The 23061-nt window shown below is 44.1% G+C and carries 15 protein-coding genes; 5 read left to right on the top strand and 10 right to left on the bottom strand.

Going from position 1 to position 23061, the window contains the following annotated elements:
* Positions 1-5 precede the first annotated feature (5 nt).
* Positions 6-2777, bottom strand: a complete 2772-nt coding sequence (locus tag FHS68_RS17600; RefSeq protein ID WP_167272589.1) for a DUF7133 domain-containing protein — start codon at positions 2775-2777, stop codon at positions 6-8.
* A 134-nt stretch (positions 2778-2911) separates the two neighbouring features.
* Positions 2912-3049 (bottom strand): hypothetical protein, encoded by a 138-nt coding sequence (locus tag FHS68_RS17595; protein ID WP_167272587.1) that lies wholly within the window; start codon positions 3047-3049, stop codon positions 2912-2914.
* A gap of 207 nt (positions 3050-3256) precedes the next feature.
* Between FHS68_RS17595 and FHS68_RS17590 the strand changes: the two genes are divergently transcribed.
* The 3 genes from FHS68_RS17590 to FHS68_RS17580 all read left to right on the top strand — a co-directional run bounded on the left by FHS68_RS17590 (position 3257) and on the right by FHS68_RS17580 (position 8682).
* Positions 3257-5227, top strand: coding sequence for an AAA family ATPase (locus FHS68_RS17590; RefSeq protein WP_167272584.1), 1971 nt, complete (start codon positions 3257-3259; stop codon positions 5225-5227).
* 424 nt (positions 5228-5651) lie between these two features.
* Positions 5652-8087, top strand: coding sequence for an outer membrane beta-barrel family protein (locus FHS68_RS17585; protein WP_167272581.1), 2436 nt, complete (start codon positions 5652-5654; stop codon positions 8085-8087).
* 97 nt (positions 8088-8184) lie between these two features.
* The gene (locus tag FHS68_RS17580) at positions 8185-8682 is read left to right on the top strand and encodes a GyrI-like domain-containing protein (protein ID WP_167272579.1); all 498 of its coding nucleotides are present in this window, start codon (positions 8185-8187) and stop codon (positions 8680-8682) included.
* A 7-nt stretch (positions 8683-8689) separates the two neighbouring features.
* Here the strand turns inward: FHS68_RS17580 and FHS68_RS17575 are convergent, their stop codons facing one another.
* From FHS68_RS17575 to FHS68_RS17555, 5 genes are all read right to left on the bottom strand, one after another.
* Entirely contained in the window at positions 8690-10030 is a 1341-nt protein-coding gene (locus tag FHS68_RS17575) for a sensor histidine kinase (RefSeq protein WP_167272576.1), read from the bottom strand.
* 2 nt (positions 10031-10032) lie between these two features.
* The gene (locus FHS68_RS17570; RefSeq protein ID WP_167272573.1) at positions 10033-10344 is read right to left on the bottom strand and encodes a circadian clock KaiB family protein; all 312 of its coding nucleotides are present in this window, start codon (positions 10342-10344) and stop codon (positions 10033-10035) included.
* The gene (locus FHS68_RS17565; protein WP_167272570.1) at positions 10341-10640 is read right to left on the bottom strand and encodes a circadian clock KaiB family protein; all 300 of its coding nucleotides are present in this window, start codon (positions 10638-10640) and stop codon (positions 10341-10343) included. Before FHS68_RS17565 ends, FHS68_RS17570 begins: the two co-directional genes overlap by 4 nt.
* 17 nt (positions 10641-10657) lie before the next feature.
* A complete protein-coding gene (kaiC, locus tag FHS68_RS17560; RefSeq protein WP_167272566.1) occupies positions 10658-12361 on the bottom strand; it encodes a circadian clock protein KaiC in 1704 nt (567 codons plus the stop codon).
* Between the two features lie 205 nt (positions 12362-12566).
* On the bottom strand, positions 12567-16547 hold the full coding sequence (locus FHS68_RS17555; RefSeq protein ID WP_167272564.1) for a PDC sensor domain-containing protein: 3981 nt from the start codon (positions 16545-16547) through the stop codon (positions 12567-12569).
* Between the two features lie 210 nt (positions 16548-16757).
* Here FHS68_RS17555 and FHS68_RS17550 point away from each other — a divergent pair, with 210 nt between their 5' ends.
* Both FHS68_RS17550 and FHS68_RS17545 read left to right on the top strand, forming a co-directional pair.
* Positions 16758-20642, top strand: a complete 3885-nt coding sequence (locus FHS68_RS17550; protein ID WP_167272561.1) for a hybrid sensor histidine kinase/response regulator — start codon at positions 16758-16760, stop codon at positions 20640-20642.
* A gap of 87 nt (positions 20643-20729) precedes the next feature.
* Positions 20730-21599: a sugar phosphate isomerase/epimerase family protein gene (locus FHS68_RS17545; RefSeq protein ID WP_167272557.1), complete on the top strand. Its 870-nt coding sequence runs from the start codon at positions 20730-20732 to the stop codon at positions 21597-21599.
* A 32-nt stretch (positions 21600-21631) separates the two neighbouring features.
* Here FHS68_RS17545 and FHS68_RS17540 read toward each other — a convergent pair whose 3' ends face one another.
* The 3 genes from FHS68_RS17540 to FHS68_RS17530 all read right to left on the bottom strand — a co-directional run bounded on the left by FHS68_RS17540 (position 21632) and on the right by FHS68_RS17530 (position 23061).
* A complete protein-coding gene (locus FHS68_RS17540; RefSeq protein ID WP_167272555.1) occupies positions 21632-22153 on the bottom strand; it encodes a DUF4199 domain-containing protein in 522 nt (173 codons plus the stop codon).
* A 110-nt stretch (positions 22154-22263) separates the two neighbouring features.
* The gene (locus tag FHS68_RS26680; protein WP_310588592.1) at positions 22264-22683 is read right to left on the bottom strand and encodes a response regulator transcription factor; all 420 of its coding nucleotides are present in this window, start codon (positions 22681-22683) and stop codon (positions 22264-22266) included.
* 216 nt (positions 22684-22899) lie between these two features.
* The gene (locus FHS68_RS17530; RefSeq protein ID WP_167272549.1) at positions 22900-23061 is read right to left on the bottom strand and encodes a hypothetical protein; all 162 of its coding nucleotides are present in this window, start codon (positions 23059-23061) and stop codon (positions 22900-22902) included.

Raw genomic sequence — 23061 nt, 5'->3', positions numbered from 1 at the left:
TTAAATCACGGCATGGCAAGCGCAAATACTTTCATCTGCCGCATCGACCAGGCTACTTCATCCGGGTCGACAGCCACGGTTTCGCGGAGACGCAGCTTTAAAAATTTCCCTTTGCTGCCATTCAGGGATATGATGTTCTCTCCGTTAACACCTTTGATTTCGGGTATTACTTCCTGCCAGTTTTTTCCATCCGAAGACGTTTCAATAGCAAAGACCCTTGGATAGGTCTGGATATAAGGCGCTGGGCTGGTTTGCGGCCCGGGCGGCCGTTTCCAACCTTTTCTGATCGTTTGCGAAGCTGTAAAATGTAGCTCGGCTATCGATATTTCGGTTGGAAATTCGATTTGATACCACATATCTTTTTCCTGCCTGACTCCGGTTGACCAGCCTTCGTAGGTAAATGCGCTGGCAGCCGACACATTCCCACCAATGCGGGTTGAAGCAGTATGGCTGGCTGTGGCGACCATTTCCTTCGGCATCAGTTCGTACGGAACCGATTTGTACAATTCGGCATATTGGTACAAACCCTGCTGTCTTGCCGTGGATTTGCGGACTTTAGCAACCTGTTCCGCAGATATCAGGGATGCGTCATTTGATAGACCATTGCGGATATATGAAAGCACATCCGCTATCCATTCGTCAGGCTGTTCCTTCATGCTCGTCATCAAACCTCCCGCGTAAGTTTTGCCATCAATGGCACCTTCCAATCCGTGAAGTACCACGCGTATCGCGTAATCAGGGTGCGATTGCATATGTGCAGATCCCGCAAGCGCCGGTGCGAGTAACCTTCCATTTCCGGCTGGCGTTCCCATGCCGCTATTGCCATGACATTGTGAGCATAACTCATTGTAAATCAATGTTCCATTTTCAATCTGGGTCTTTTGAGCAACAGTCAACTCCGGTCCTGCATTCCGCGGCTTCGGTGGGTTCAGGATTTGTTCACCAACAAGTTTTACCCCTGCCGCCTTGTTGCTGGCCATGGCTGACTTCATACCATTTTCAAATCCTGGAAGTTTCAGGAATTTTGCGGTGAGCATTGCCTGGATCTGCACGTCGGTATCGGTATCATACAATGCGTTGATGAAATTGGCTTCCAGTGTTTTGTCGCCAGCTTTGATCAGGCTTTCTCCCGTCCTTAACCCTTGAATCCTCATTTTCGGATTGACGTCTTTGAGTGTTTTTTGAACAACATCGGTTTTCAATGCACCCAAACCCTCCAATGTCCAGAGCGCATGTGTTCGGGTCAATGGATTTTTATCTGAAAGTGCCATTGCAGTTAGTTGCGGCACAATTGCTACGTCTTTACGCTGCACAAGAACCTGCTGCGCCGCATCACGCCACCAGCCGTTCGGGTGGTCAAGATGCTTTACAAGTTCGGCGGATCTGGCTGCATACATGTTTGGTCTTGCCTTATCACGTTCTTTTCCTTCGTACGAAATCCGCCATATCCGGCCTAGTCCAACCACTTTATCCAGTTGATATTGTTCGATTTTGGCGCGTAAGTAAGTGCCTTTCTGCGTCCACTGGCCTTCCTGGATGATACCATGGTACATATCGGTAATATATAGAGTGCCGTCCGGTGCTGTCGTCATATCCACTGGCCTGAACAATGGGTCCGTTGAGCGCAAAAACTCGGATTGCTGATCCTGAAAAACATTGTGAAGCGTCGTAAGTCCTTCATTTACAACCGGATTGATCTGCCTGACGATCCTGGCAACAGGTTCACCGTAAAAGTACTGCCCTTTTAAAGTGGCCGGGAGCCTGTCCCCGCGATAAATGTCATTGCCAGCCGCGCCGGTAACCCTGGCCAACGAGCCGTCTGGTTGGCGGACTTCGTCCATTCCGCCTTGCATATCAGCCAGTTTCACAGCTGCTCCCCAGGGTATATCGAAGCCTTTGGCAAATTCATCAGGCACTTCAAAATTTCCATAATGAATGGGGAACTGAAAGTAGGAGGGAAGACCGCTAGCCCCGCCCTGAAACCACAATTTTCCCGCATCGTCATGGGTAATTCCCCATTGGGCGCGATTGGTGCCGGTTTTTTCACGGATAATGCCGGTCGGGGTTTCTCTGATGCGAAAGGCATTTACGGTACTGTAAAGCCAGTTATCCATTCCCCAATACATAAAAGCCTGCTGATGCTCGACATTTCCCGAACGTCCATACTTATTGGTAAATAACTCTTTCTTATCGGCTTTGCCATCGCCATTGGTATCGGTGTGTTTGAACACATTGTCCTGATCCGATTCCATCGTAAGGATGCAATCTTTACCATATGGCAGTACGAAACGCGGGAAAATCAGACTGTCAACAAATGTGGTGCCTGTTTCATAAACCCCATCGTTGTTTTTGTCTTCCCACCTGGAAATCCGGCTGGTCGGCTGCAATTCATCTTTGGAATCTGCCGTCAGCATATAAGTCCGCAATTCGAGTACATACATGCGGCCATTGCCATCGAAACTAATGGCGGCGGGTTGCTGAATGGCCGGCTCGGTCAAAACAGGTTCTATTTTGTACCCGGGTGGCAAGAGGAAAAGCTTTTGTTCTTCGGCTGCCTCGAGTGGCTGGACGGGTGCTTTCGGCGCCAGGTCAATGCCTGCCCAATCCGGATCTTCTGGATTCGCACCTTCGGGCAGAGTGGGTTTCGGCAGTGTGTCGGATTGATTGTAAGCCTGCCGCAGCCGGATGTCCCTGATAGGAGATGAGCCTACAAACGATAATAAAGCAATTGTACTCAGCGCGATGGATAGCGCAAGTTTGTAGATAGGTTTTATCATAAGGGGCTTACTTGCTTTTTTTATAATAAATATAGTCAAAGCAATAATCCCGACTGCAATGTTGTAGAGATTATAGATCAAACAGGGTCAAACACCGATAGAACTATGGTTTTAACCTCTCGACATTGGAGGCGTTAACCCCATTTGCCCATTAAATCCCGGATAGCATCCTTAGATAACTCATCGACAGCTATTTCCACATTGCCAATATTGACATCATTTCTGCTGATCGAACCGATTTTATTGATGTCGACAATGAACAAACGGTGCACGCGCAGAAATTTTGACAGTCATTCTTTCAGAGGAATTAGAGAAGCTCGGTAGCACCTCGTCATGGAATTCAAAAGCGGACAAAAAAAAATCGTTGCAGTGATGCTCTGACCAAGAGCTAACTTTTAAGCACGAAATAGTAAGTTTTTGAAGTAGCTATTATAGTCATACCCCTTCTCTTGGTTGTGCAATCATAACATACCCAGACCATGATTATCAACCTTCCAGACCGTTTCAAATCGCTATTCCCATTTTCAAATCCAGTTGTTTTGCCGCAGCTCACAATTATTACTGGAAAGAATGGAAGTGGGAAAACACACTTCCTTGAGGCATTTGTAGAGTCTGGTGCGATGCTTATCTATGACAATAAATCGATACCCGAAGGCAAGTGGCGGCCTAGTAACGATTTTTCGTTTTTTGATCGGGCCGATCTCTCTAACTTAGACACACCAAATAAACTACTTCCGTCAACAACACCGGGACCTGGATATCCGCGAAATCAAGTTGACGATTCCACTTATAAATTGATTGATTTCATTTTGGAACATGATCTCATGGACAGTGCATTAGATAAAGGTAGGACAGAGATGTTGAGTACAGAAGAAGCTTATATTGGTATTATCGACGAACTTACTGAGGGAACTTGGCCCTTTGACTCAGAAACAAATGATAAACTGAAAGAGCAACGATGCATTGAAGAGCGCCTCACATCTGACAACGTGGAAGCCGTTAAGGAAGTTAGGCGTCGCCAGGCAATCATGCAGACTGAATTCAGGGATTCACAAGTAGGTCAGTATTACCCCGACCTTGTAGCTGGTCTCCGGCTTTCTCAAATAACATTAGGAAATTTACATGACCAATATATCAGTCGTAGATACGATAATAGGGTGAAGCATGCCTTGGCTGGAACAGACTCGCTACCTGGGGAGGCTATTTCGGATGAACAGTTTGTCAAAAATTACCCACCACCGCTTGAAACGTTAAATGGAATACTTAGCCGTAATGAACTTGGCTTTCGATTAACGGGACCTACTCTTACGGAATACCACAATGACAAAACCCCGAAAATTGGCCTAATAAATCAACGCCTAAACACACCGTTTCAATTCAACGAGCTGTCATCAGGCGAGTCGAAGATTTTTGGCATTATCTTGAAAATATTTTATTCTATATATTTTAGAGGAATAATCACCTACCCAAAATTGCTATTGTTCGACGAACCCGATGCACATCTGCATCCTGAATTCGTGCAAATGATGCTAGGTATATTGCAAGATGAATTTATTACCAAAAAAGACGTGTCAATAATAATGACCACACACTCACCGACTACGGTGGCTATTGCGCCAGATGATAGCATATTCGAAATAAGAAACGGTGAACCTACTATCTTCCGCAGCATTCATAAGGACGACGCGCTTAATATTCTGACCGATTTTCTCCCGACATTAAGCATTGATTATAAAAACCACAGGCAAATTTTTACCGAAAGTGACCGTGATCTCCAATATTATCAAGCGATTTTTGATGCCCATTATCCAAAGAATAAAAATAGTTTGCCCCATAGGCTTTATTTTGTTTCCGGTAGCAAAGGCAATTCAAATTGTGAAACTGTGAAAACCATCGTAAAGGCTCTTAGAGATGGCGGAAGTGTAAGCGCATTTGGCATTCTTGATTACGATAATGGGGCTTTCCAAAACGGCCAATTTGAAAACATTTATGTGCATGGACAGGGTGAACGATACTCACTGGAAAATTTGATTTTCGACCCTATCTATTGCATTGCTTACCTTTTGTCGAAAGATGATGGATTGCTTCGAACGAGCATGGGACTTTCTTCCAATTATTCCCACCTCGAAATGGCAAAAGAGTCAGAAACAGATTTACAGCAAATGATAGACCAATTCTACGCGAAGATGTGTCTTGCCCTTCCGGCTTTCCCATTCAATGCTGAAAGAGAATTTACCTATTGTAATGGTGTTCGTCTTAGACAACCGGCAAATTTCATGATGGAGAAGGGGCACACGTCATTCCTTCCTAAGATCAATAAAGCTTTTCCCGATATTCCAGCCAATCCAAATGGGCCGTTTTATATGGAGATGATTGAAATGATAGCGCAATTATATCCACTAGTCCCCAGCTCATCTATTCAATTGTTGGAGCGCTTGGCCAGACCTTGAGTGTGATACTCTGTAACATACAGCAATTGATTAAAAGGACAGTCTGCCTGAACCTACCATAACTTCTCGCAAAAAGTATATAAAAATTAAAATCCTTTTTGGCAGAATTTTCGAATCTTAAAGCAGCGAATTCAAAACTTTGTATCGCTGATACAAAATGAAATCAACCAGTTTTCTATCTAACAGCTCATCAATATCATCTCTAGAATATGAAGAGCAACAACCCCCCTGCAGCGTCGGAGAGATTATAGATCAAAACGGGTCACCGATAGAACTATGGTATTAACCTCTCGAAATTGGCGTGCTTCCCTCAACGTTTTCCGCCGTTCAATCAATAATGCATGGTATTCCTCCTGAATTGTTTCTATACGCTTGTCTGGACTCGTATATTTGAATGATAGCGAAATGCTTGATTCTCAAACACATGAAAACAACTCTATTGCTTCTGCTCGGCGGGATGTTCTATCTGTCGCCCTTTCAGGCTATTTCTCAAACCACGCTAAGCGGGACTATCCGGGATGCGTCTGAAAAGCCTGTTCCGTTCGTAAATGTTGCCTTGCTGACCGATGGCGATTCCAGTATTTCGAAAGGTACTGCAAGTGATCAGCAGGGATTTTACACATTCGACAATGTCAGGGCGGGCAGGTATCTCGTACGCGCAACTGCCGTCGGTTACCAAAAAGTGCATTCGGCGGTGATCGACGTATCAGGCCAACCGGTAACGATGCCTTTGCTGACATTGAATGAACTGACTGGCCAACTGGGCCAGGTGGAAGTGCGGGCGAAGAAGCCATTTGTTGAACAGCAGCTGGATCGCATGGTAGTAAATGTAGCCAACAGCATTGTGGGCAGTGGGAGTACTGCATTGGAGGTATTGGAAAAATCGCCGGGTGTGACGGTCGACTATCAGAACGAGCGGCTGCAATTGCGCGGCAAGGAAGGGGTCATCGTCCAAATCGATGGAAAGCAAACCTATTTATCGGCCCAGGATGTGATTGCGATGCTGCGTGGAATGTCCAGCGATAATATTGATAAAATTGAATTGATTACCAATCCTTCTGCCAGATATGATGCGGCGGGCAATTCGGGTATTATCAATATCCGACTCAAAAAAAATGCGGGTATCGGCACCAATGCGACGATTTCCGCAGGTGCCGGATCGGGGCGGTTCGACCGGGAGCGGGGAAGCATCCAATTAAACCACCGTACCCTTAAATTCAATTTGTTTGGCAACTACAGCATCAATCGCGGTGGCAATTATTGGGATTTTGACCTAAACCGTAATCAGCCGGATGCTACGGGTGATGAGCCAGGAAGGCGAAATCTGGTATCGCAATTCAGCCGCCTTTCGTTTCGCGACCTCGGGCAGAATGCAAAGGCCGGACTCGATTTCTCTCCCTCTAAAAATACAACGATCGGTGTCGTTTGGACAGGCCTTTGGAGCAAACACAGCGAGCTTGGGCCGGCTGGCGCTAGTTTCCGGCGCGCGGAGAACACACCTGTCTACCTGCAGACTTCAACTAAAAAAACCTATAATACCTATTCTCAAAACCAGATTGGTAATGTGAACCTGCAGCATGCTTTTGGTGAAAAGGGTGGACAGCTTACGGCAGACTTTGATTTGGGGCATTTCAGCAGGGAATTTGCCAATAGTTTGCAGACGCAGACGGTTATTAACATGGGAAATGAAATTGGCCCGGTTGCAAACCTACTCATCACGCAACCCACCGAAATTGATATCCGCACAGCGCAGCTTGCCTATAACAGGCCTTTGAAGGATAATTGGAAATTGGAAACCGGGTTGAAAAGCGCGTCGGTGAAAACGGATAACGTGCTCGAGTTGAGCAGTGGAACCTCCGGTGTGCTGGTTCCGGATCCAAAGCTTTCCAATCATTTCCAATATACCGAAAGGGTCAATGCAGGTTTTGTGAGCGTATCGGGAAAATGGCGAAAAACAAACTTACAGGTAGGGTTGCGCACTGAACATACGCACTCGGAAGGTAAATCGCTGACGCTGAATCAAAATATCATCAAAAATTACCTGAAATGGTTTCCAAGTATGTTTGTATCGCGCCCGCTTTCAGAACAGCAGACCCTTACACTTTCCTACAGCTACCGCATAGACCGGCCCAATTACCAGAACTTAAACCCGGCCCGGGGATATGTTGATCCGTATGCATATCATCAGGGCAATGCGTACCTCAGACCGCAGTTTACGCATGCGTTTGAAGCAAAGCTTGGTATGAAAAATGGCGTTTTCGCTTCAATCGGAGCTAATTATACTACCGACCTCATGTTTTTCACGATCCATGCAATTGAAGGTAATAAGTCCTATGTGACGACGGAAAACCTGGACCATTCGTCGGGATACAACGCTACGCTCAGCTGGCCGGTGACGGTGGTGAAAGGCTGGCAGCTGCAAACCAATCTGATGGGTTACTATAACCGTTTTCAATACAGTTACGAAGGCACCGTGCTCAACATTGAAAACATTTCGGGACGTTTGAATGGCAACAACGCGTTCACATTGGGAAAGCGCTGGACGGCAGAACTGAATGGCTGGGTAAGTACGCCTTCAGTAAACGGGATCTGGTCTTCGCCCTGGTTGGGAGCTATGGACTTCGGATTGCAGCGGACCGTTACATCCACGTTAAAGTTAAAACTTAGTGTCCAGGATGTTTTTCATTCCAACCGTTACCGGCCCAGGATTGATACGCCAAGCAGCAAGCAAAGCGGAGTTTTGACCTTTGATACCCGTGTGGCTTTACTCAACATTACCTATTCCTTTGGCAATCAGCAGGTAAAAGCGGCCAGGCAACGGCGTCTGAGCTCTGATGAAGAGTCCAGGCGCACCAACTAGGAAATGTCGCAATTAGCCATGCATAATGTCGCAATCACACCCTTTTGGTAGTTTTACGAAGCAATATATTTGTGATTGAAAAACTAAATCAGACGTCATGCTTTCAGAACCTAAAATCGAGCATCTCCCGGAACGCCCTTATCTTGTGATCCAGAAAAGCGTACACCAGCGTGATATCCCGAATATACTTCCGCCATTGATCCCGGAAGTGAAGGAATGGATGAATCATCATCGTATAGAACCTGCGGGCGTTGATTTTTTTCATTATAAATCCATGAACGTCCAAGGTGAAATGGGATGCGAAGTGGGGTTCACGGTGCATGCACTTGTTCAGGGTGACGGACGCATTGTAGGCGGCGCATTTCCAGCAGGGACTTATGCCAGCATTGTCTACACGGGTGATTTTAAAAATATGATGGAAGGGCATATGGCTTTGGAGAGCTGGATCAAAACGCAGGGTCTGAAAGAGAAAACGACAACTTCCGAAGGCCTCGTCGAATGGGGCGGGCGTACAGAATTTTATCTCATTGATCCGGATAATGAGCCAGATCCAAACAAATGGCAAACTGAAATCATGTTCCTTCTCCAGGGCTAAAAACTATTTACGCTGGGTGGACATTGGATCTTGTGGAGACGGAATTTCGATTGTTCAAGTTGGCCTTCACCTGCTGTTTCATTGGAAGCTTAATGGTAAACCGGGCTCCTTCGCCAAGGACGCTGTCAGCGAAGATAGTGCCGTTGTGTTTGTCAACGATTTTCTTAGTGATGGCCAACCCGATGCCGGAGCCTTCGTATTTATCTTTCGTATTCAATCTTTCGAAAAGGGAAAATATCCTTTCCTGATAAGCCGCGTCGAAGCCAATGCCATTATCACTGATCAGGATTGTGCAGGTAGGGTCTTCATCAGATCCTGGCGTGGCTTGTTGCGTTGATGGTTGCGGGTTAATTTCAATTAAAGGCGTCTGGTCACTTTTAGAGAACTTGATTGAATTGCTGATGAGATTTTGAAAAACCTGCTTGATCTGGGCCCGGTTTGCTTGAATTTCAGGTAGATCGCCAATGGCTACCTCTACCTTTTTTTCGGCTAAAAGAATTTCGTAGTCCTCCAAAATTTCCATCACAACTTCTCTCAGATTGACCTGCTCAAAATTGTCAAAGTGGGTGGATAGTCTGGAATAGTTCAGAATGTCGGAGATCATGGCACGCATTCTTAACGATGCCGAAACGATTTTTTCAAGCTGTATCCTGCTTTCGGCAGGAAAATCTTCATCGTGCCTACTCTTAAGCATATTGGAAAAAATCAGGATTTTTCGCAAAGGTTCCTGAAGATCATGTGAAGCGACGGAGGCGAACTGTTGCAAATCATAATTGCTGGCTTCCAGCTCTGAATTAATTTCTTCCAGCCGTTTATTGTTCGCTTTCAGCTGATTTTCAATGTCTTTTTGACTTGTCAGGTCAGTAATAATCACACTTAAAGAGCGGCCCTCATCCAATTGCAGGGTAGTGACAGATAACTGACACGGGACGAGACCATCCCTTTTCCGGACCGCCAGCTCCATTTTAGTATCTTGTACCCAGCCATTTTGAAAAAGTACTTGAAAAAGCTCCTGATACTCGGCTGGTATAAAAGACTTAAAAGTTGAACCCACAACCTTAGATAAGGGTATTTCCAACATTGAAGCGAACATCGAATTGGAATAAAGAATAACGCCATGCTCATTCAACGTGACAGCGCCTTCATTCATTTTTTCAATAAAAACCCGGTAAGTCTGGTCAGCAGTTTTGAGCGTGTAGAGCTGGTGACCAAGGCTTTCGTCATTGACGACCAGGGCATCCACCTGACCAGTACGGATCGCCGTAATTGTCTCGGTAGCTTCTTCCAGGCGCAGGGAAAGCTCCTCATTTTCCCTGATCAGTTCTTCGTAGGTCTTTACTGTATTCATACTCACATCTGAGAAATTCCGAGGCCTTTCAAGACCTTCGGAGTGTCTGACATATCACCAATCAACCTTCTCTCCGGACTGGGACTTAATTTAATCAGCATTGGAAGCGCGATGAGCTGCTCTTTCGCAGCGATCGACTTCTCCTGATGTACGTCCACAATCTCAAGGGAATAGTTGTCTTTAATGTATTTTTCACAAATTTCTTTCAAATTGGCTACTGCCCTCATGGAATTCAGGGAAGCACCTATAATGAATAAGCGCAGCACATAGCGCTCCTCTTCTTCATCAGATTGGGGCTGGGTTTCGCTATTCATTCCGTTTTATTTGCGGGACGAATGTTAAGACCAACCAATACTTTTTCCTCATTGGAGAGGTCCCCAATGATCTTGCGAATAGGTTCAGGTACCTTTTTTACAAGTGTTGGAATGGCCAGGATCTGGTCACCTTCCGCCAATTGTGGTTGTACCAGCAAGTCAATTACCTCAATGACATATTTATCTTTAAGATGCTCTTCACAATATCTTTTCAAGTTGGTGAGCGCTGCCACCGACCGGGTTGTTTTCCCCGCGACATACAGTCTGAGTTCCCATATTTCTTCCTGTTCTTCCATGTTTAACTTTGAAGGGTTTATATCGACTTATCCCGCTTTTGGGTCAGTTCCTTTTTATTTTCGTCCAGGATACTTTGTTTAAGCTTATCCGCTATGTAAGTTTTATTGAGCTCTTCCTTTATAGACTCAAATTCTTCTTTCATTGACGCTATTTTTGCTTCAAGCAACGTTCTTTTCCGTTCAATCTCGCGATCGGTGCGCGTAATGGCTTGGTCGCGAAGGGCAACATCCGTTTTCTCCAATAGCTGCTGGGTTTCTCTTGCCGAACCGGTAAGCACGCCATCCGGGCCGACGAAAACTTCGACCAGCCTGAGTCCTTTATCTGTAATCAGAAATTCCCTGACCTTGTTCGAGTGTTTCATGCCCCTTGACTTCATAACGTAAAGACATCGGTTGCGCTCACCGTTCGATTCAATGTCCCTCAGAAGCAGCCATGCATCCACCAGGGACGAAACGCTCTCATCTGTTTGCTCCGCCCGCTTGTCACCCAATGCCAATGAGGTAAACATGACCGTTATTTGATAGGCTTGCAGAAAATCTATAAGCCTTATCAGGAGGTTTTTCACTTCACTCGCCGAGCCAACAGTGATGAGATTGCTGATAGGATCCAGGACAATTACAGCAGGTTTGAATCTCTCGATCAGCCGTGTAATGGATAACAGGTGCATTTCCAATCCCCTAAGCGTTGGCCTTGAAGCGCTAAAAATCAAAAGGCCCTTATCAATGTGGGTCTGGAGGTCGATCTTGATCGAACGCATGTTCCTGACGATCTGATGAGGGGATTCTTCAAAAGCAAAGTAAATGGCTCGCTTTCCATCCAAGCAGGCCTCATTGACGAAGCTTCCTGCAATGCTCGTTTTGCCTGTCCCAGCGGTACCGGATACAAGAATGCTGCTGGTCCTGAAAAATCCTTCACCTCCAAGCATCCTGTCCAGCTCTGGAATACCGGATGAAAGCCGTTCGGAAGTAACCTCGTGATTGAGAAGTAAAGAGGTGACGGGCAACACGGAAATGCCTTCCTCATCGATCAGAAATGGATATTCATTGGTTCCATGTACGGAGCCCCGATATTTGACGATGCGTAAAATTCGGGTGGAAATTTTATTTTCAACCCGATGGTCGAGCATGATCACGCAGTCGGACACATATTCTTCCAAACCCTGACGAGTGAGCATTCCGTCGCCTTTTTCACCGGTAATAATGGTAGTTACCTTCTTTTCTTTCAGCCATTCAAACAACCGTCTGAGCTCTGCTCGCAGGATAGCCTCATTGGTAAGTCCGGAAAATAAGCTTTCGATTGTATCTAAAACGACGCGTTTGGCACCAATGCTGTCTATTGCATACCCCAGCCGGATAAACAAACCGTCCAGGTTATACTCACCAGTCTCCTCAATTTCACTGCGCTCAATGCGAACGTGATCCAGCTTGATCAGCTTGTCAGCCTGCATCTGCTGAAGGTCAAACCCGAGGGAGGCGACATTAATGGAAAGTTCGTCGGTTTTCTCTTCAAAGGCAATAAAAACGCCTGGCTCATGATACATGACGGCACCATGAACGAGGAATTCCATCGAAAAGAGGGTTTTTCCGGATCCGGCTGCGCCGCATATTAAGGTTGGTCTGGCCTCAGGAAGACCGCCCTGGGTGATTTCATCCAATCCCTGGATGCCAGTCAAAGTTTTTGGTAAGGTGTTGAATTGTGATTTAGAGGGTTCAATACTCATTGCTGCTAAATAGGAACAAGGTTTAACATCATTTTCAATCTATTTAGCAACTTACAAAAATATCGTGCCCTATTGTAAGTCAATTGCACTGTTCGAACATTACCTAAGGTTGTCAAAAGCGGGTTTAATGACTCTTGTGCTGGTACATTTCGATCTGGTGCAAGAAATTGCGAAGATGCGTGGATGAGATGTCAAGATGAAGGTTTCACTTTCCCGACGCCTTAAATAATGAAAAGAACTGAATGACAGCTGCGACAGCGCCGGATATAGCCGTAATATAGCTTAATGAAGCAGAATATACTTTTTGATTGGATGCGAAAACGATGGCGAACGAGGTTATTAAAATGATAATCAGTAGTGTTCGCAATTGAACCCAAGTTCCATTTTCACTGATCTGTTTCCTTATTTTTACGGCATCAGCATTACCAATATCAGCAAGGACAAAATTCCTGAATCTGTCATTGAAAAGTTTGATTCCAGATTCAGTTTGTACCATCAGACCCTTGCTGATTAAAATAGACAAATTTCGACTATCGTGTGTATTTACAAGGCCATCCTCCGCCAGATCATATAGAAGGAATTTTTCTTCACTGGTTAAGTACATCCATAAATTTTGAAAATGAGAGTCAGGCAATGATTCCGTTAGATTATAGGTATCGGAGTCTATCTTAATGTTCTTGTCATATTTAGACTTGCTCCGGCTGTCTTGTACTGGTCGCCTGATTGACTGTGAAAAGGCATGATTATTCGTAATTCTGGATGAATTTTGCTCTGAGGAATCTGGCGTTGCCCCTGCACTATCTTTTATGGCATTCATATTCTTGAAAACTATTTTAAAGTGGCGTTGTGATGATGACCATCGAGCCAAAACTTGTTCTGATCCCGTGGTTGCATCAAGGGCGCCTGAACTTCCAGTACTAAGCGATTCAAAAAATTGATATGGATTAATCGCGGAATTAACGATAATCCTTGAACGGTCATTGGTAACTAAATTTTCGATTAAATCAAATTTTAGCTGGTTGGAATAAGAATTGCTAATGTTGTTTTCGAAATTAGCGAGGATAATGAATGGTTTGAATTCTCCAAATATCGTGCTTAACTGATCTTGCCAGCGTTTATTTTTTTCAGGGTTTTCATCTGAAGTAGGAGCTAAGCTCATGTCCGTAAAGTGGTATGGCTTAAAGCTCTTGTCAGGACAGTCAATGTGCAAATGCCTGTTATCTTTTCCCTTGATAACACCTTTTGTTATGAGTCTGCAAATCTCGTTCACTGTCCCTTCGCCAGCAATGATGCTGGGTTGAGAAATAACAAACAAATTACGCCCGTCATCTTTTTTGAAAATCCCATCGAAGTCATTTGTCGTTTGATCTAATAAAATATCCAACCCAAAAAGTTTGAGAAGTACCTTATGAAAGGTGTACCACAGGATACCAAGCGCTAGGGCTACCATTAACCAATAAAATGCATGATATGGAGAGTTTGCAGATCCAGCAACAAAATTTGGGAAAGAATAGCCAAGTGGAAGACTTAATAAGCTTAGCTTGCCTGCTTTGGAATCTGAAAAGAATGTTTCACTCTTGCCGCCTTCAAAATTATTGTATTTAAATCCTTTTGGATTTTGATAGTCGCTTGATATTATTCCGCCGGTCAGATAACCAATTAACTTGTTTTCGCTTTCTTTATCCCACGTTGGCTTATACGAGCTATTGCTGGAATGGCTCACTTTATTAATCCATACACCATCGGGAACTGCGCCATTAAACTCGACCTCGGATGATTGTGTATTTATTTTTGAAATATTTTCGGCTATGAATGAACTCTGCCTGAATCTGCTCAATAACATATTTTCATTGTTATAGACAGATACATAAAACGCCGCAACAGGAATTCCAATAATAATGATCAATCGCGTAAATACCATCAAAGAAAAACTCTTTTCAAACCCATATTGGTTAAATATTTTTTTAGAATTGTTATTTGGAAGAAGATAGAGTAGGAAAGTGGATAGCAGGCCAAACAGAAATACCCATAACTGAAAAATCCACGGCATTTTGTTTTCAGTTTTGATTAAAGCGACAATATTAAGTGCGACTACTGCGAGAAAAAGTATAAAGAAAATCCTGACCCTTATCAAACTTAAACTATCACCCAACATATTGCGCCATACGAACAGACGATAGTTTTCAAAAATTATATTAAACGAAATTGTCACAAAAAGAATAAGAAGAAATTGTAGGATTGAGGTATAATTATACAATACCACCAGATATGCAATGCTAAACAGATTCCAGATAATATTTAAACAGTATTGGTAATGATATTCTTTCTTAGGACCAAATCGAGTGAAATCGAATGTGCCATTAATCCAGAAAGATGAGTTGGTGGACAGCGCGATCATGAATACCAATGCCAGGAAAATAGATAATCCAACCAGCATGTATAGAATAAAGGTTATGATTTTTAATTCAATGGAATTATGAATTGATGTGTCTTCAAAAATGACAATATGATAAGGAATAGTCTTCATACTCCGTATGAAGACCCTATATTCCTTGCCAAAATATTTTGTCACAAAAAATTTTTCGTTTTCCGAAATAATTGCGTTGCTAAGTTTCTCATTCTCGGAAAACTCATTGATCAAATTTTCATTCAGATTTTTCGATTGATTATCATGATATAAGACTTTCCCTGTTTTGTCAATGATACAGTAGGAGAATCCGGCAGGAACCAACTTGCCACTTAATTTTTCCAGCCGGAATGAGATTGAGGTATAAATGTTTTCTTTACAGGATGGGATGGACAAAACTGATGTGAACCTTCCACTGGTCCAGGAAGTTACCTGTTCAAGAGAGAAGGTCTTGGCTTTGTTGTCATTTAAATAATAGGGCCTCTTATCTACAAGTTGCCTGAAATAGCCTCTTGCCGCGTAATTAGCCGAAGGAGCGTTCTTGCGGCCAGCGGTCCAATTCAATACCTCATCGCCTTTGTGATTCAGCCAGAAGACCTGGCTTATCTTTAACTTTTCCGAAAGCAAACGGATTTTTCTCAATGAACGCACACTATCGGAAGCGGATTTCGAATCCAGACTGTCGGGAGATGCACCGATATCTACCGCGTTGTATTTATATGTGAGACTTAGTTTATCCATTTCATGGACTATTGCATAGGCGTTGTTGACTTCGGAAATGAATGTCTTCTCAATACCATCAGCCAGTGTCTTCTTCATTGTTTGTGGATATTCGCTGTCTGGCCTGAGGAATTCGTTGTATTTCACAAAACCATAAGCAAGAATTGACATCAGGATCACTGCGGGTAGAAAGCAGAGGATGCCGTCCGTTGTCGTCAAGCGTTCGCGATTGCCCAAATGAAAAAGTTTAACCCAGGGCATTGTAACGATTATTGCAATTCCAATAATCGCCAGTAACAACACCAATGTTTCCGGAAGCTGAGTTTTTAACTGCTGATAATTTTCGGTTTTTAACAGCCCAAGGATCATGATCTGGTGCATCTTATCAATACTCAGACGTTGGGTGAAGAACCGGTAATCTGAGCCGCCTAACCGCAGTTCGCCCAATTCCCTGTGCAAAAAGGCATCATTATGGCCTTGTAGCGAATCCCTGTTTAATTCGGTAACCCCACTCGGAAAAGTCTGGTAAAGTACTCGTCCTGCGGAATCCAGCAAGAGATACTGGTCAAAGATCTCGGCCGGTAATAGGGGTTCGATGAATCGATTAAGGTAATACTTGAGGCTGATTACATGCTGATTTTTTTGTAGCATAACAGTTATCTCATTATTGCTAAATATTGTGGACGAAAGACTATCCGTCTTCAATACCTCGCTTGTGGCGGGCATGGAGTCGACCTGACTCACTTTGAACTTGTCATTGGGGTAAGTCCTGATATATTCCCGCAGCGTATCTTTATTGTAATTATACTCTGGCCTTTGGTTTTTAAATGTTTCCAGCAGCTGGTTAAGCAGGACAACCGAATTATCGATTTTGGAATGTACGTTGTTATCAATGGTTTGCAGACTGCGGAAACGTAATTGTTCCAGATTTCTCTGGTTTTCCGGAATGTAAACAAACACATAAGTGACCCCCGAAAATAGGACCAGTAAAATAGAAAAGATAACCGCTCTATGTTTGCGTTTGACTACGAATAGCCCGGAAAGATTTGGGAATTCCATGAGATGAACGTTGAAGGAGTCAGTTTTGAAGGTAACTAATAATCAATAAGTTACATCAGATTAACTTCTAAACTTATTAAGCGGATCAGGGGTGATGAACAGGCGCCGGACCCAAATCAAATTCCTGAGAAAATAGTGTGCAAGCGCTTTTTAAACGTATATTACCGCGTAAAAATCTACGAAGTAATTTTACGTTTGGCGAGAAAAAACATGAAGCTATTTTTGTGCTTTTTTTATTATGCATGGCTGCTGCAAGGGCTGTCAGCAGTAGCATTCGGGCAAAGCAAGCCTCTTCATTTTAAGCATCTTTCTTCGGAAAACGGACTGATTGATAATCATGTAAACTGCGTATTTCAGGATAGGAAAGGTTTTGTCTGGATTGGAACAAATGGTGGGTTAAACAGGTACGACGGAACGGAATTCAAAACCTATAAGAATGATGAAAAAGACCAGAACAGCCTGAGCAATGATGTTATAACAAGCCTTGCAGAAGATGGGTCCGGAAATATTTGGATTGCGACAAGCGGAGGCGGATTGAATAGGTTCGACCGGAAAAAAGGGCTCTTTAAACATTACCTCTCCGACAAAAAGAATCAAACAAGCATTGCCGGCAATTTCATCAACAGGATTGTTTTCGACAAGGGAGGTAACTTATGGTTGGCGACCACCGGCGGACTCGACGTTTTTGATCCCGTGAAGCAGATCGTAACTACCCATTACAAGTTTGATCTGAAAAATGAGAAAAGCCTGAGTGATGATAATGTAAATACCGTTTTTTGTGATCGGGAAGGACGTATCTGGGCAGGGACTTCATCGGGCCTGAACCTGCTGGATCAGCATACCGGCCTATTCAAACGATTTATTACAGATATTAACTCGGAAACTTCGCTGTCCGGAAATGACGTAAGATGCGTTTACCAGGATAGTAAAAACAGGATCTGGATCGGAACGTATGGGAGTGGCCTCAACCTCTATCAATCGAATGACGGAACATTCCGTCGCTTTAAAAACAACCCGGAGAATCCTTCATCGATATCAATTAATACGGTTACGAGTATTAATGAAAACAATGGGAGCATTTGGGTCGGGACTGAAAACGGAGGGCTCAATATTCTAAATACCACAGCCTGGACTTTCGCGGCTTACAAGCATGATGAAATCGATCCAAGCAGCATTGCAGGCAACTCAGTTGATTACATTTATAAGGACCGGCAGGGCAACCTATGGCTGGGTATCTACAGCGGCGGTATCAACATTTATAAAAGCAATAACAGCTTCGAGCATTTTCAACATAACTCTTCCGAAAATAGCATTTCCAATAATTCTGTACTCTGTTTTTATCAGGATGACGCCCGGAACCTGTGGATCGGTACGGACGGCGGGGGACTCAATTTGTTTGACCCCAAAACCCAAAAATTTAAAGCTTACCAGCATAATAAATCAGGCAATGCGATTTCGGGAGATTATGTTCTGGCTATTATCGGCGACGATGACCAAAACATATGGGTCGGCACCTGGGGCGAGGGCGTGAGTGTCTTTGATCCGAAGACACGCCAGTTCACCGTTTTCAAACACCAGCCCGAAGTACCCACCAGTCTACAAAATAATGATATATACGCGCTGGCAAAGACACCTGACCATAAAATATGGCTGAGCACTTACGGTCAGGGAATTGATGCCTATGATCCGGCGACAAAGATTTTTAAGCATTATTTAAATGATCCTTCCAATTCCAAAAGTCTGTCTGACAATACCGTCAATTGCTTTCTGACTGATCGTAAGGGTAACCTTTGGCTTGGCACAGGTTCCGGTCAGCTTAGCCGTTATGATAAAGCATCGGATACCTTTACCGCGTTTACGGTTTCAGGGAATGAAACAGTAAGCAACAGTTCCGTTAACAGCCTGGTGGAAGACCGTAACGGGATCTTATGGCTTTGCACGCTAAAAGGGCTCGTCCGGTTTGACCCGGTAAGCCACAAGTTCAAAAAGTATACTACTGAGAGCGGTCTCATTAACAATGTGACAGAAGCGATTGTCGAAGATGCTATGGGAATGTTGTGGATCAGCACCGATGAAGGGTTGTCAAAATTTGATCCGAAACTTGAAAAATTTCAGAATTATTCCACCGCATACGGACTTCAGGCAAAGGAGTTTAAGCAAAAGTCGGGTTATAAAGACCGTGAGGGTAATTTGTATTTCGGCGGGGTAAATGGTTTTAACAAATTCAATCCCAGCCAGATCAGCCAGGACAATGGCCGGTATCCCATCGTAATTACTCGTTTCAAAATATTCAACCGGGATATTACCGCCGCAAAAAGCGGAGATATGGAGTCCGTTTTGTCGCAGGACATTTCTGAAACGCGCTCGGTCACACTTTCACATGACCAATCCTTCATTTCCCTGGATTATGCAGCCCTGGATTATATTTCAAACCAAAAAAACTACGCATATATCCTTGAAAAGTTTGATAAGGACTGGAACTATGTGGGTAACGAAAATACGGCGGTGTACACCAACCTGCCGCCGGGGCGTTACCTTTTTAAAGTGAAGGTCCAGAACATTGCAGGAGAATGGATAGGAGGTACTGACAGTCTGGCGATCATTATTACACCGCCTTTTTGGGCAACCTGGTGGTTTAGGTTAGCGGCAGTTTTGTTTATATTGACTTCGGCTTATCTGCTTCACAGGTACCGCGTCAACGCGATGATCAGGCAAAAAGCGGTATTGGAAAAATTGGTCGAAGAGCGGACCACGACCGTACAAAAGCAAAGCGAGGAATTGCACGCGCAATCGGACCATCTGCAATTACTGAATGAAGAATTGCAGTCGCAGTCCGAAGAACTGCGCGTACAAGCAGAGGAACTGCACGAACAGCACGATCAGGAACAGCTTGCCAGAGAAGAAGCTGAACGTGCCAATCAGGCTAAAAGCATTTTTCTGGCTACCATGAGCCATGAAATCAGGACGCCCATGAACGGGGTTATTGGTATGACTGCATTATTGTCGGAAACAGAATTGACCGATGAACAGCGGGAATACACCAAAACAATCGCAAGCTGCGGGGAGACGCTGGTGAATGTGATTAACGACATTCTTGATTTTTCAAAAATAGAATCCGGAAAAACGGATCTGGAAGAGCGGGAGTATGAGCTGCGACTGACGATTGGAGAGATTAAAGACCTTTTTGCCTTGACGGCATCGAAGAAAAATATTGACTTATTGTACCACATTGACCCAGATCTGCCGGAATTCCTGATTGGGGACAGTTTGAGGCTCAAACAAATTTTGACAAACCTGATCAGTAATGCCATCAAGTTTACGGCTAAGGGCGAAGTTTCTGTCAACATTTTTAAGCATTCCGAAGCGGCCAACGGTGAAATGGGCATTGGCTTTATCGTGAAGGATACAGGGATCGGGATTAAATCGGACGATCTTTCCAATTTGTTCAAGGCATTTTCACAGGTGGATTCCTCCGTCAATCGCAGATATGGCGGAACTGGCCTCGGTTTGGTGATCAGTGAAAGATTAATCAGGCTGATGGGTGGCGAGATTTCCGTGAAAAGTGAATATGGGATTGGCTCAGTGTTTCAATTTCACATCATGACCAAATTGAGCAGCCGGATATCAGAAAAAGGCATGGCAGCCATTGCATTGTCCGGTATAAAAGAAAAACAGGTATTGCTTCATGAAGACTTTGCGGCCGAGTATCCGTTGGTGATTCTGGTTGCAGAAGATAATTTGGTCAATCAAAAGTTTATCCGTTATGTGCTCAAAAAGATGGGATATGAGGTTGAGATCGCCAGCAACGGAGCCGAAGTGCTGGCCAGGTTGGCGAAGAATTCTTATGACGTGATATTAATGGATGTGCAAATGCCTGAAATGGACGGTCTCGAAGCAACAAAGGTCATCCGGGAGCAATATGGCCCGCTACCCTATATTGTTGCGTTAACTGCTAATGCGATGAATGAAGACAGAAATAATTGTTTGAGCATTGGGATGGACGATTATATGGCTAAGCCAATGAAACTGGAATTAATCAAAGAGGTTTTGATCAGGGCATTCCAAAAAATCCACAAGCAACATCCCGATATTTAATATGCTGCATGGAAATGTCATGGTATCCGATGATATTTAACAGGTTTCTGTCTTCTGGTTTAGATTATCCATTTAAAAGACAAAACGATGTTGATAGGCAGAGACATATTTTTGAAAAGAATTTCGCTCCTCGCAGGTGCAACGGTGTTATCTACGGACCTGCTAGCAAATGCGCTGCAAAAAAAGCCGCAAATGCAGCTGGGTTTTGTTACCTACCTGTGGGGAAAAGACTGGGACGTTCCAACGATCATCAAAAACCTTTCGGAAACCCACATCCATGGTGTGGAGCTGCGGGTGGAGCACGCACATAAGGTAATGCCTGAGCTTACGGCCGCTGAACGGACCGAGGTGAAAAAGAAATTTGCAGACAGCCCGGTTAAGATCGTCGGCCTGGGAACGAACCAGCAGTTCGACTTCCCTGATCAGGAAAAGCTCAAAATATCCATCGAACGTGCTAAAGAGTTCATCCGGCTGAGTGCCGATGTGGGCGGGACCGGGGTTAAGGTGAAACCCAATGCATTGCACAAGGATGTGCCCGTGGAGCAGACCCTTGCGCAAATTGGAAAGTCGTTGCATGAACTGGCGGCTTATGCCGCTGATTTTGGGCAGCAACTGCGCTTGGAAGTGCACGGCGAGCAAACACAGGAACTGCCCAACACTAAAAAGATTATGGAATATGCCGATCATAAAAACGCAAAGATCTGCTGGAACTGTAATCCGCAGGATTTGAACGGCAAAGGGTTCCAATCCAATTTTGATCTTGTAAAACAATATTTTGGCGACACAATTCATGTTCGCGAATTGGACAGGACGGATTATCCTTACCCCGAGCTGATTATAAACCTGATCAAAATGGATTACAAAGGCTGGGTACTGTTGGAATGTCATACCAATCCCGATGATAAAGTCAAATCCCTGGCAGAACAGCGGAAAGTGTTTGATAAGATGGTTGTATAGTGCAAAAAGAGTCCGGAAAGGCGGAGGAGCTTTTACACATTCGCTTTCTTTTTCAAAATCAAAGAACTAATCAGCGAAACAATAAGGCCGACCGGCAAGACTTCCACATAAGTAATGAGGACGATGAATAGTGGGTTCTTATACATTTCCTTAAACTTTTGCATTTCCGTGTTTGTAGATGCCAATTCCCTGGCTGTGGCCCCGTTTCGGGCGGCATCTTTCAATACGTGCGGAATATATTTATCCATAAAATCGGGCACAAATAAATAATAATAAAACAGCCAGACGATGACATAAATGGTTGAACCCATCAGCGCAATGAGTGCGCCTGTCTTAAATGCTTTTCCTAGCGAAATGAAGCCGCCAAGTTCTTTGTTGCGGTAGTTTCTGATACCAAAAAAGGTGAGGGAGAAAACGACAACCATTGCGGTGTAGCCAACGACATCATTACCTACAAAGTCGGGGTGGTTGTAGCAGATGTCTACAATGTACACCAGATTTGCGCAAAGGATTACACCGAGGATCAGTCCGAAAATCAATACATTTCTTTTCATTGTTTTTGCATTAGGTTCAGGGCAAAACTAAGATGGACGTTAGTTTTTGACTTCATACTTTAGTACCGATTGCATTTGTCCGACCGATTTCATACTAAAGTCCAGGTTTTTCACGCAGTTATTTTCAGCCGTTTTGCTTTTTCAATGGCCTGCGCCCTGCTTTTAACATCCATTTTTACAAAGAGGCTGGATACATGGGTTTTCACGGTACTCAATGATAGGAACAAGGTCTCAGAGATCTCAGTATTACTATAACCCTTGGTCAACAGCTGTAATACTTCATGTTCGCGGTTGCTGAGGTTAAGCTTTCTCAACTCATCCTCATTGATTTCGAATTCTGTCGGCGGTTCAATAAATATTTCTTTTTCTACTACGACCGTCTGGATTTTGGGTTTGATAAGCTGCATGGCGGCCCATACACCTAATACAGTAAAAAAGATGGCAATTAAGCCAATGTATATTTCGAGCGAATTATCAACAATCAGGAATTTCCATTGCAGCCATTTCAAAACGAAAACGAGAATGGCCATGAGCGCCCCGTAAAAAGCAATATGTCGAGTCCTGAGAAAAAAGTCTTTCAAAAAAGGCATGAGGAAATGGGAAGCTACAAAAATAGACGTAAAGCTGGGTGAAAAGCTATTAGCTGTTAGCGATTAGCTTGATGACTGGCTGCAATTTCGAAAAAGCTAACCGTGCGACGGCCGCAGCTAACAGCTTCTAAACCCCAACCCAATGAGCCAGGCGGTTTACTGTACCAATGTTACGTTCATATTGCCGGTACGTATTCTTTTGAGGACAAAACCTCTTTTCAATTCCAATGCGTGAAAGGCGGTGTCGTCCCATTTGAAATTCACAGGAATCCATTGACCATCAACAGCTTGCAAGTGAATACCCGTTGTAGCCGGCAA

This window comes from Dyadobacter arcticus (assembly GCF_011762185.1).
GTDB classification, from domain to species: Bacteria; Bacteroidota; Bacteroidia; order Cytophagales; family Spirosomataceae; genus Dyadobacter; species Dyadobacter arcticus.
Note: the sequence above shows the minus strand (reverse complement) of the source record. Positions and strands in the feature narration are given on the sequence as shown.

What these genes read in the sequence shown, in the direction of transcription:
- FHS68_RS17600 (WP_167272589.1), bottom strand. Translation starts at nt 2,777, where the DNA reads ATGATAAAACCTATCTACAAACTTGCGCTATCCATCGCGCTGAGTACA.
- FHS68_RS17590 (WP_167272584.1), top strand. Translation starts at nt 3,257, where the DNA reads ATGATTATCAACCTTCCAGACCGTTTCAAATCGCTATTCCCATTTTCA.
- FHS68_RS17585 (WP_167272581.1), top strand. Translation starts at nt 5,652, where the DNA reads ATGAAAACAACTCTATTGCTTCTGCTCGGCGGGATGTTCTATCTGTCG.
- FHS68_RS17580 (WP_167272579.1), top strand. Translation starts at nt 8,185, where the DNA reads ATGCTTTCAGAACCTAAAATCGAGCATCTCCCGGAACGCCCTTATCTT.
- FHS68_RS17575 (WP_167272576.1), bottom strand. Translation starts at nt 10,030, where the DNA reads ATGAATACAGTAAAGACCTACGAAGAACTGATCAGGGAAAATGAGGAG.
- FHS68_RS17570 (WP_167272573.1), bottom strand. Translation starts at nt 10,344, where the DNA reads ATGAATAGCGAAACCCAGCCCCAATCTGATGAAGAAGAGGAGCGCTAT.
- FHS68_RS17565 (WP_167272570.1), bottom strand. Translation starts at nt 10,640, where the DNA reads ATGGAAGAACAGGAAGAAATATGGGAACTCAGACTGTATGTCGCGGGG.
- kaiC (WP_167272566.1), bottom strand. Translation starts at nt 12,361, where the DNA reads ATGAGTATTGAACCCTCTAAATCACAATTCAACACCTTACCAAAAACT.
- FHS68_RS17555 (WP_167272564.1), bottom strand. Translation starts at nt 16,547, where the DNA reads ATGGAATTCCCAAATCTTTCCGGGCTATTCGTAGTCAAACGCAAACAT.
- FHS68_RS17550 (WP_167272561.1), top strand. Translation starts at nt 16,758, where the DNA reads ATGAAGCTATTTTTGTGCTTTTTTTATTATGCATGGCTGCTGCAAGGG.
- FHS68_RS17545 (WP_167272557.1), top strand. Translation starts at nt 20,730, where the DNA reads ATGTTGATAGGCAGAGACATATTTTTGAAAAGAATTTCGCTCCTCGCA.
- FHS68_RS17540 (WP_167272555.1), bottom strand. Translation starts at nt 22,153, where the DNA reads ATGAAAAGAAATGTATTGATTTTCGGACTGATCCTCGGTGTAATCCTT.
- FHS68_RS26680 (WP_310588592.1), bottom strand. Translation starts at nt 22,683, where the DNA reads ATGGCCATTCTCGTTTTCGTTTTGAAATGGCTGCAATGGAAATTCCTG.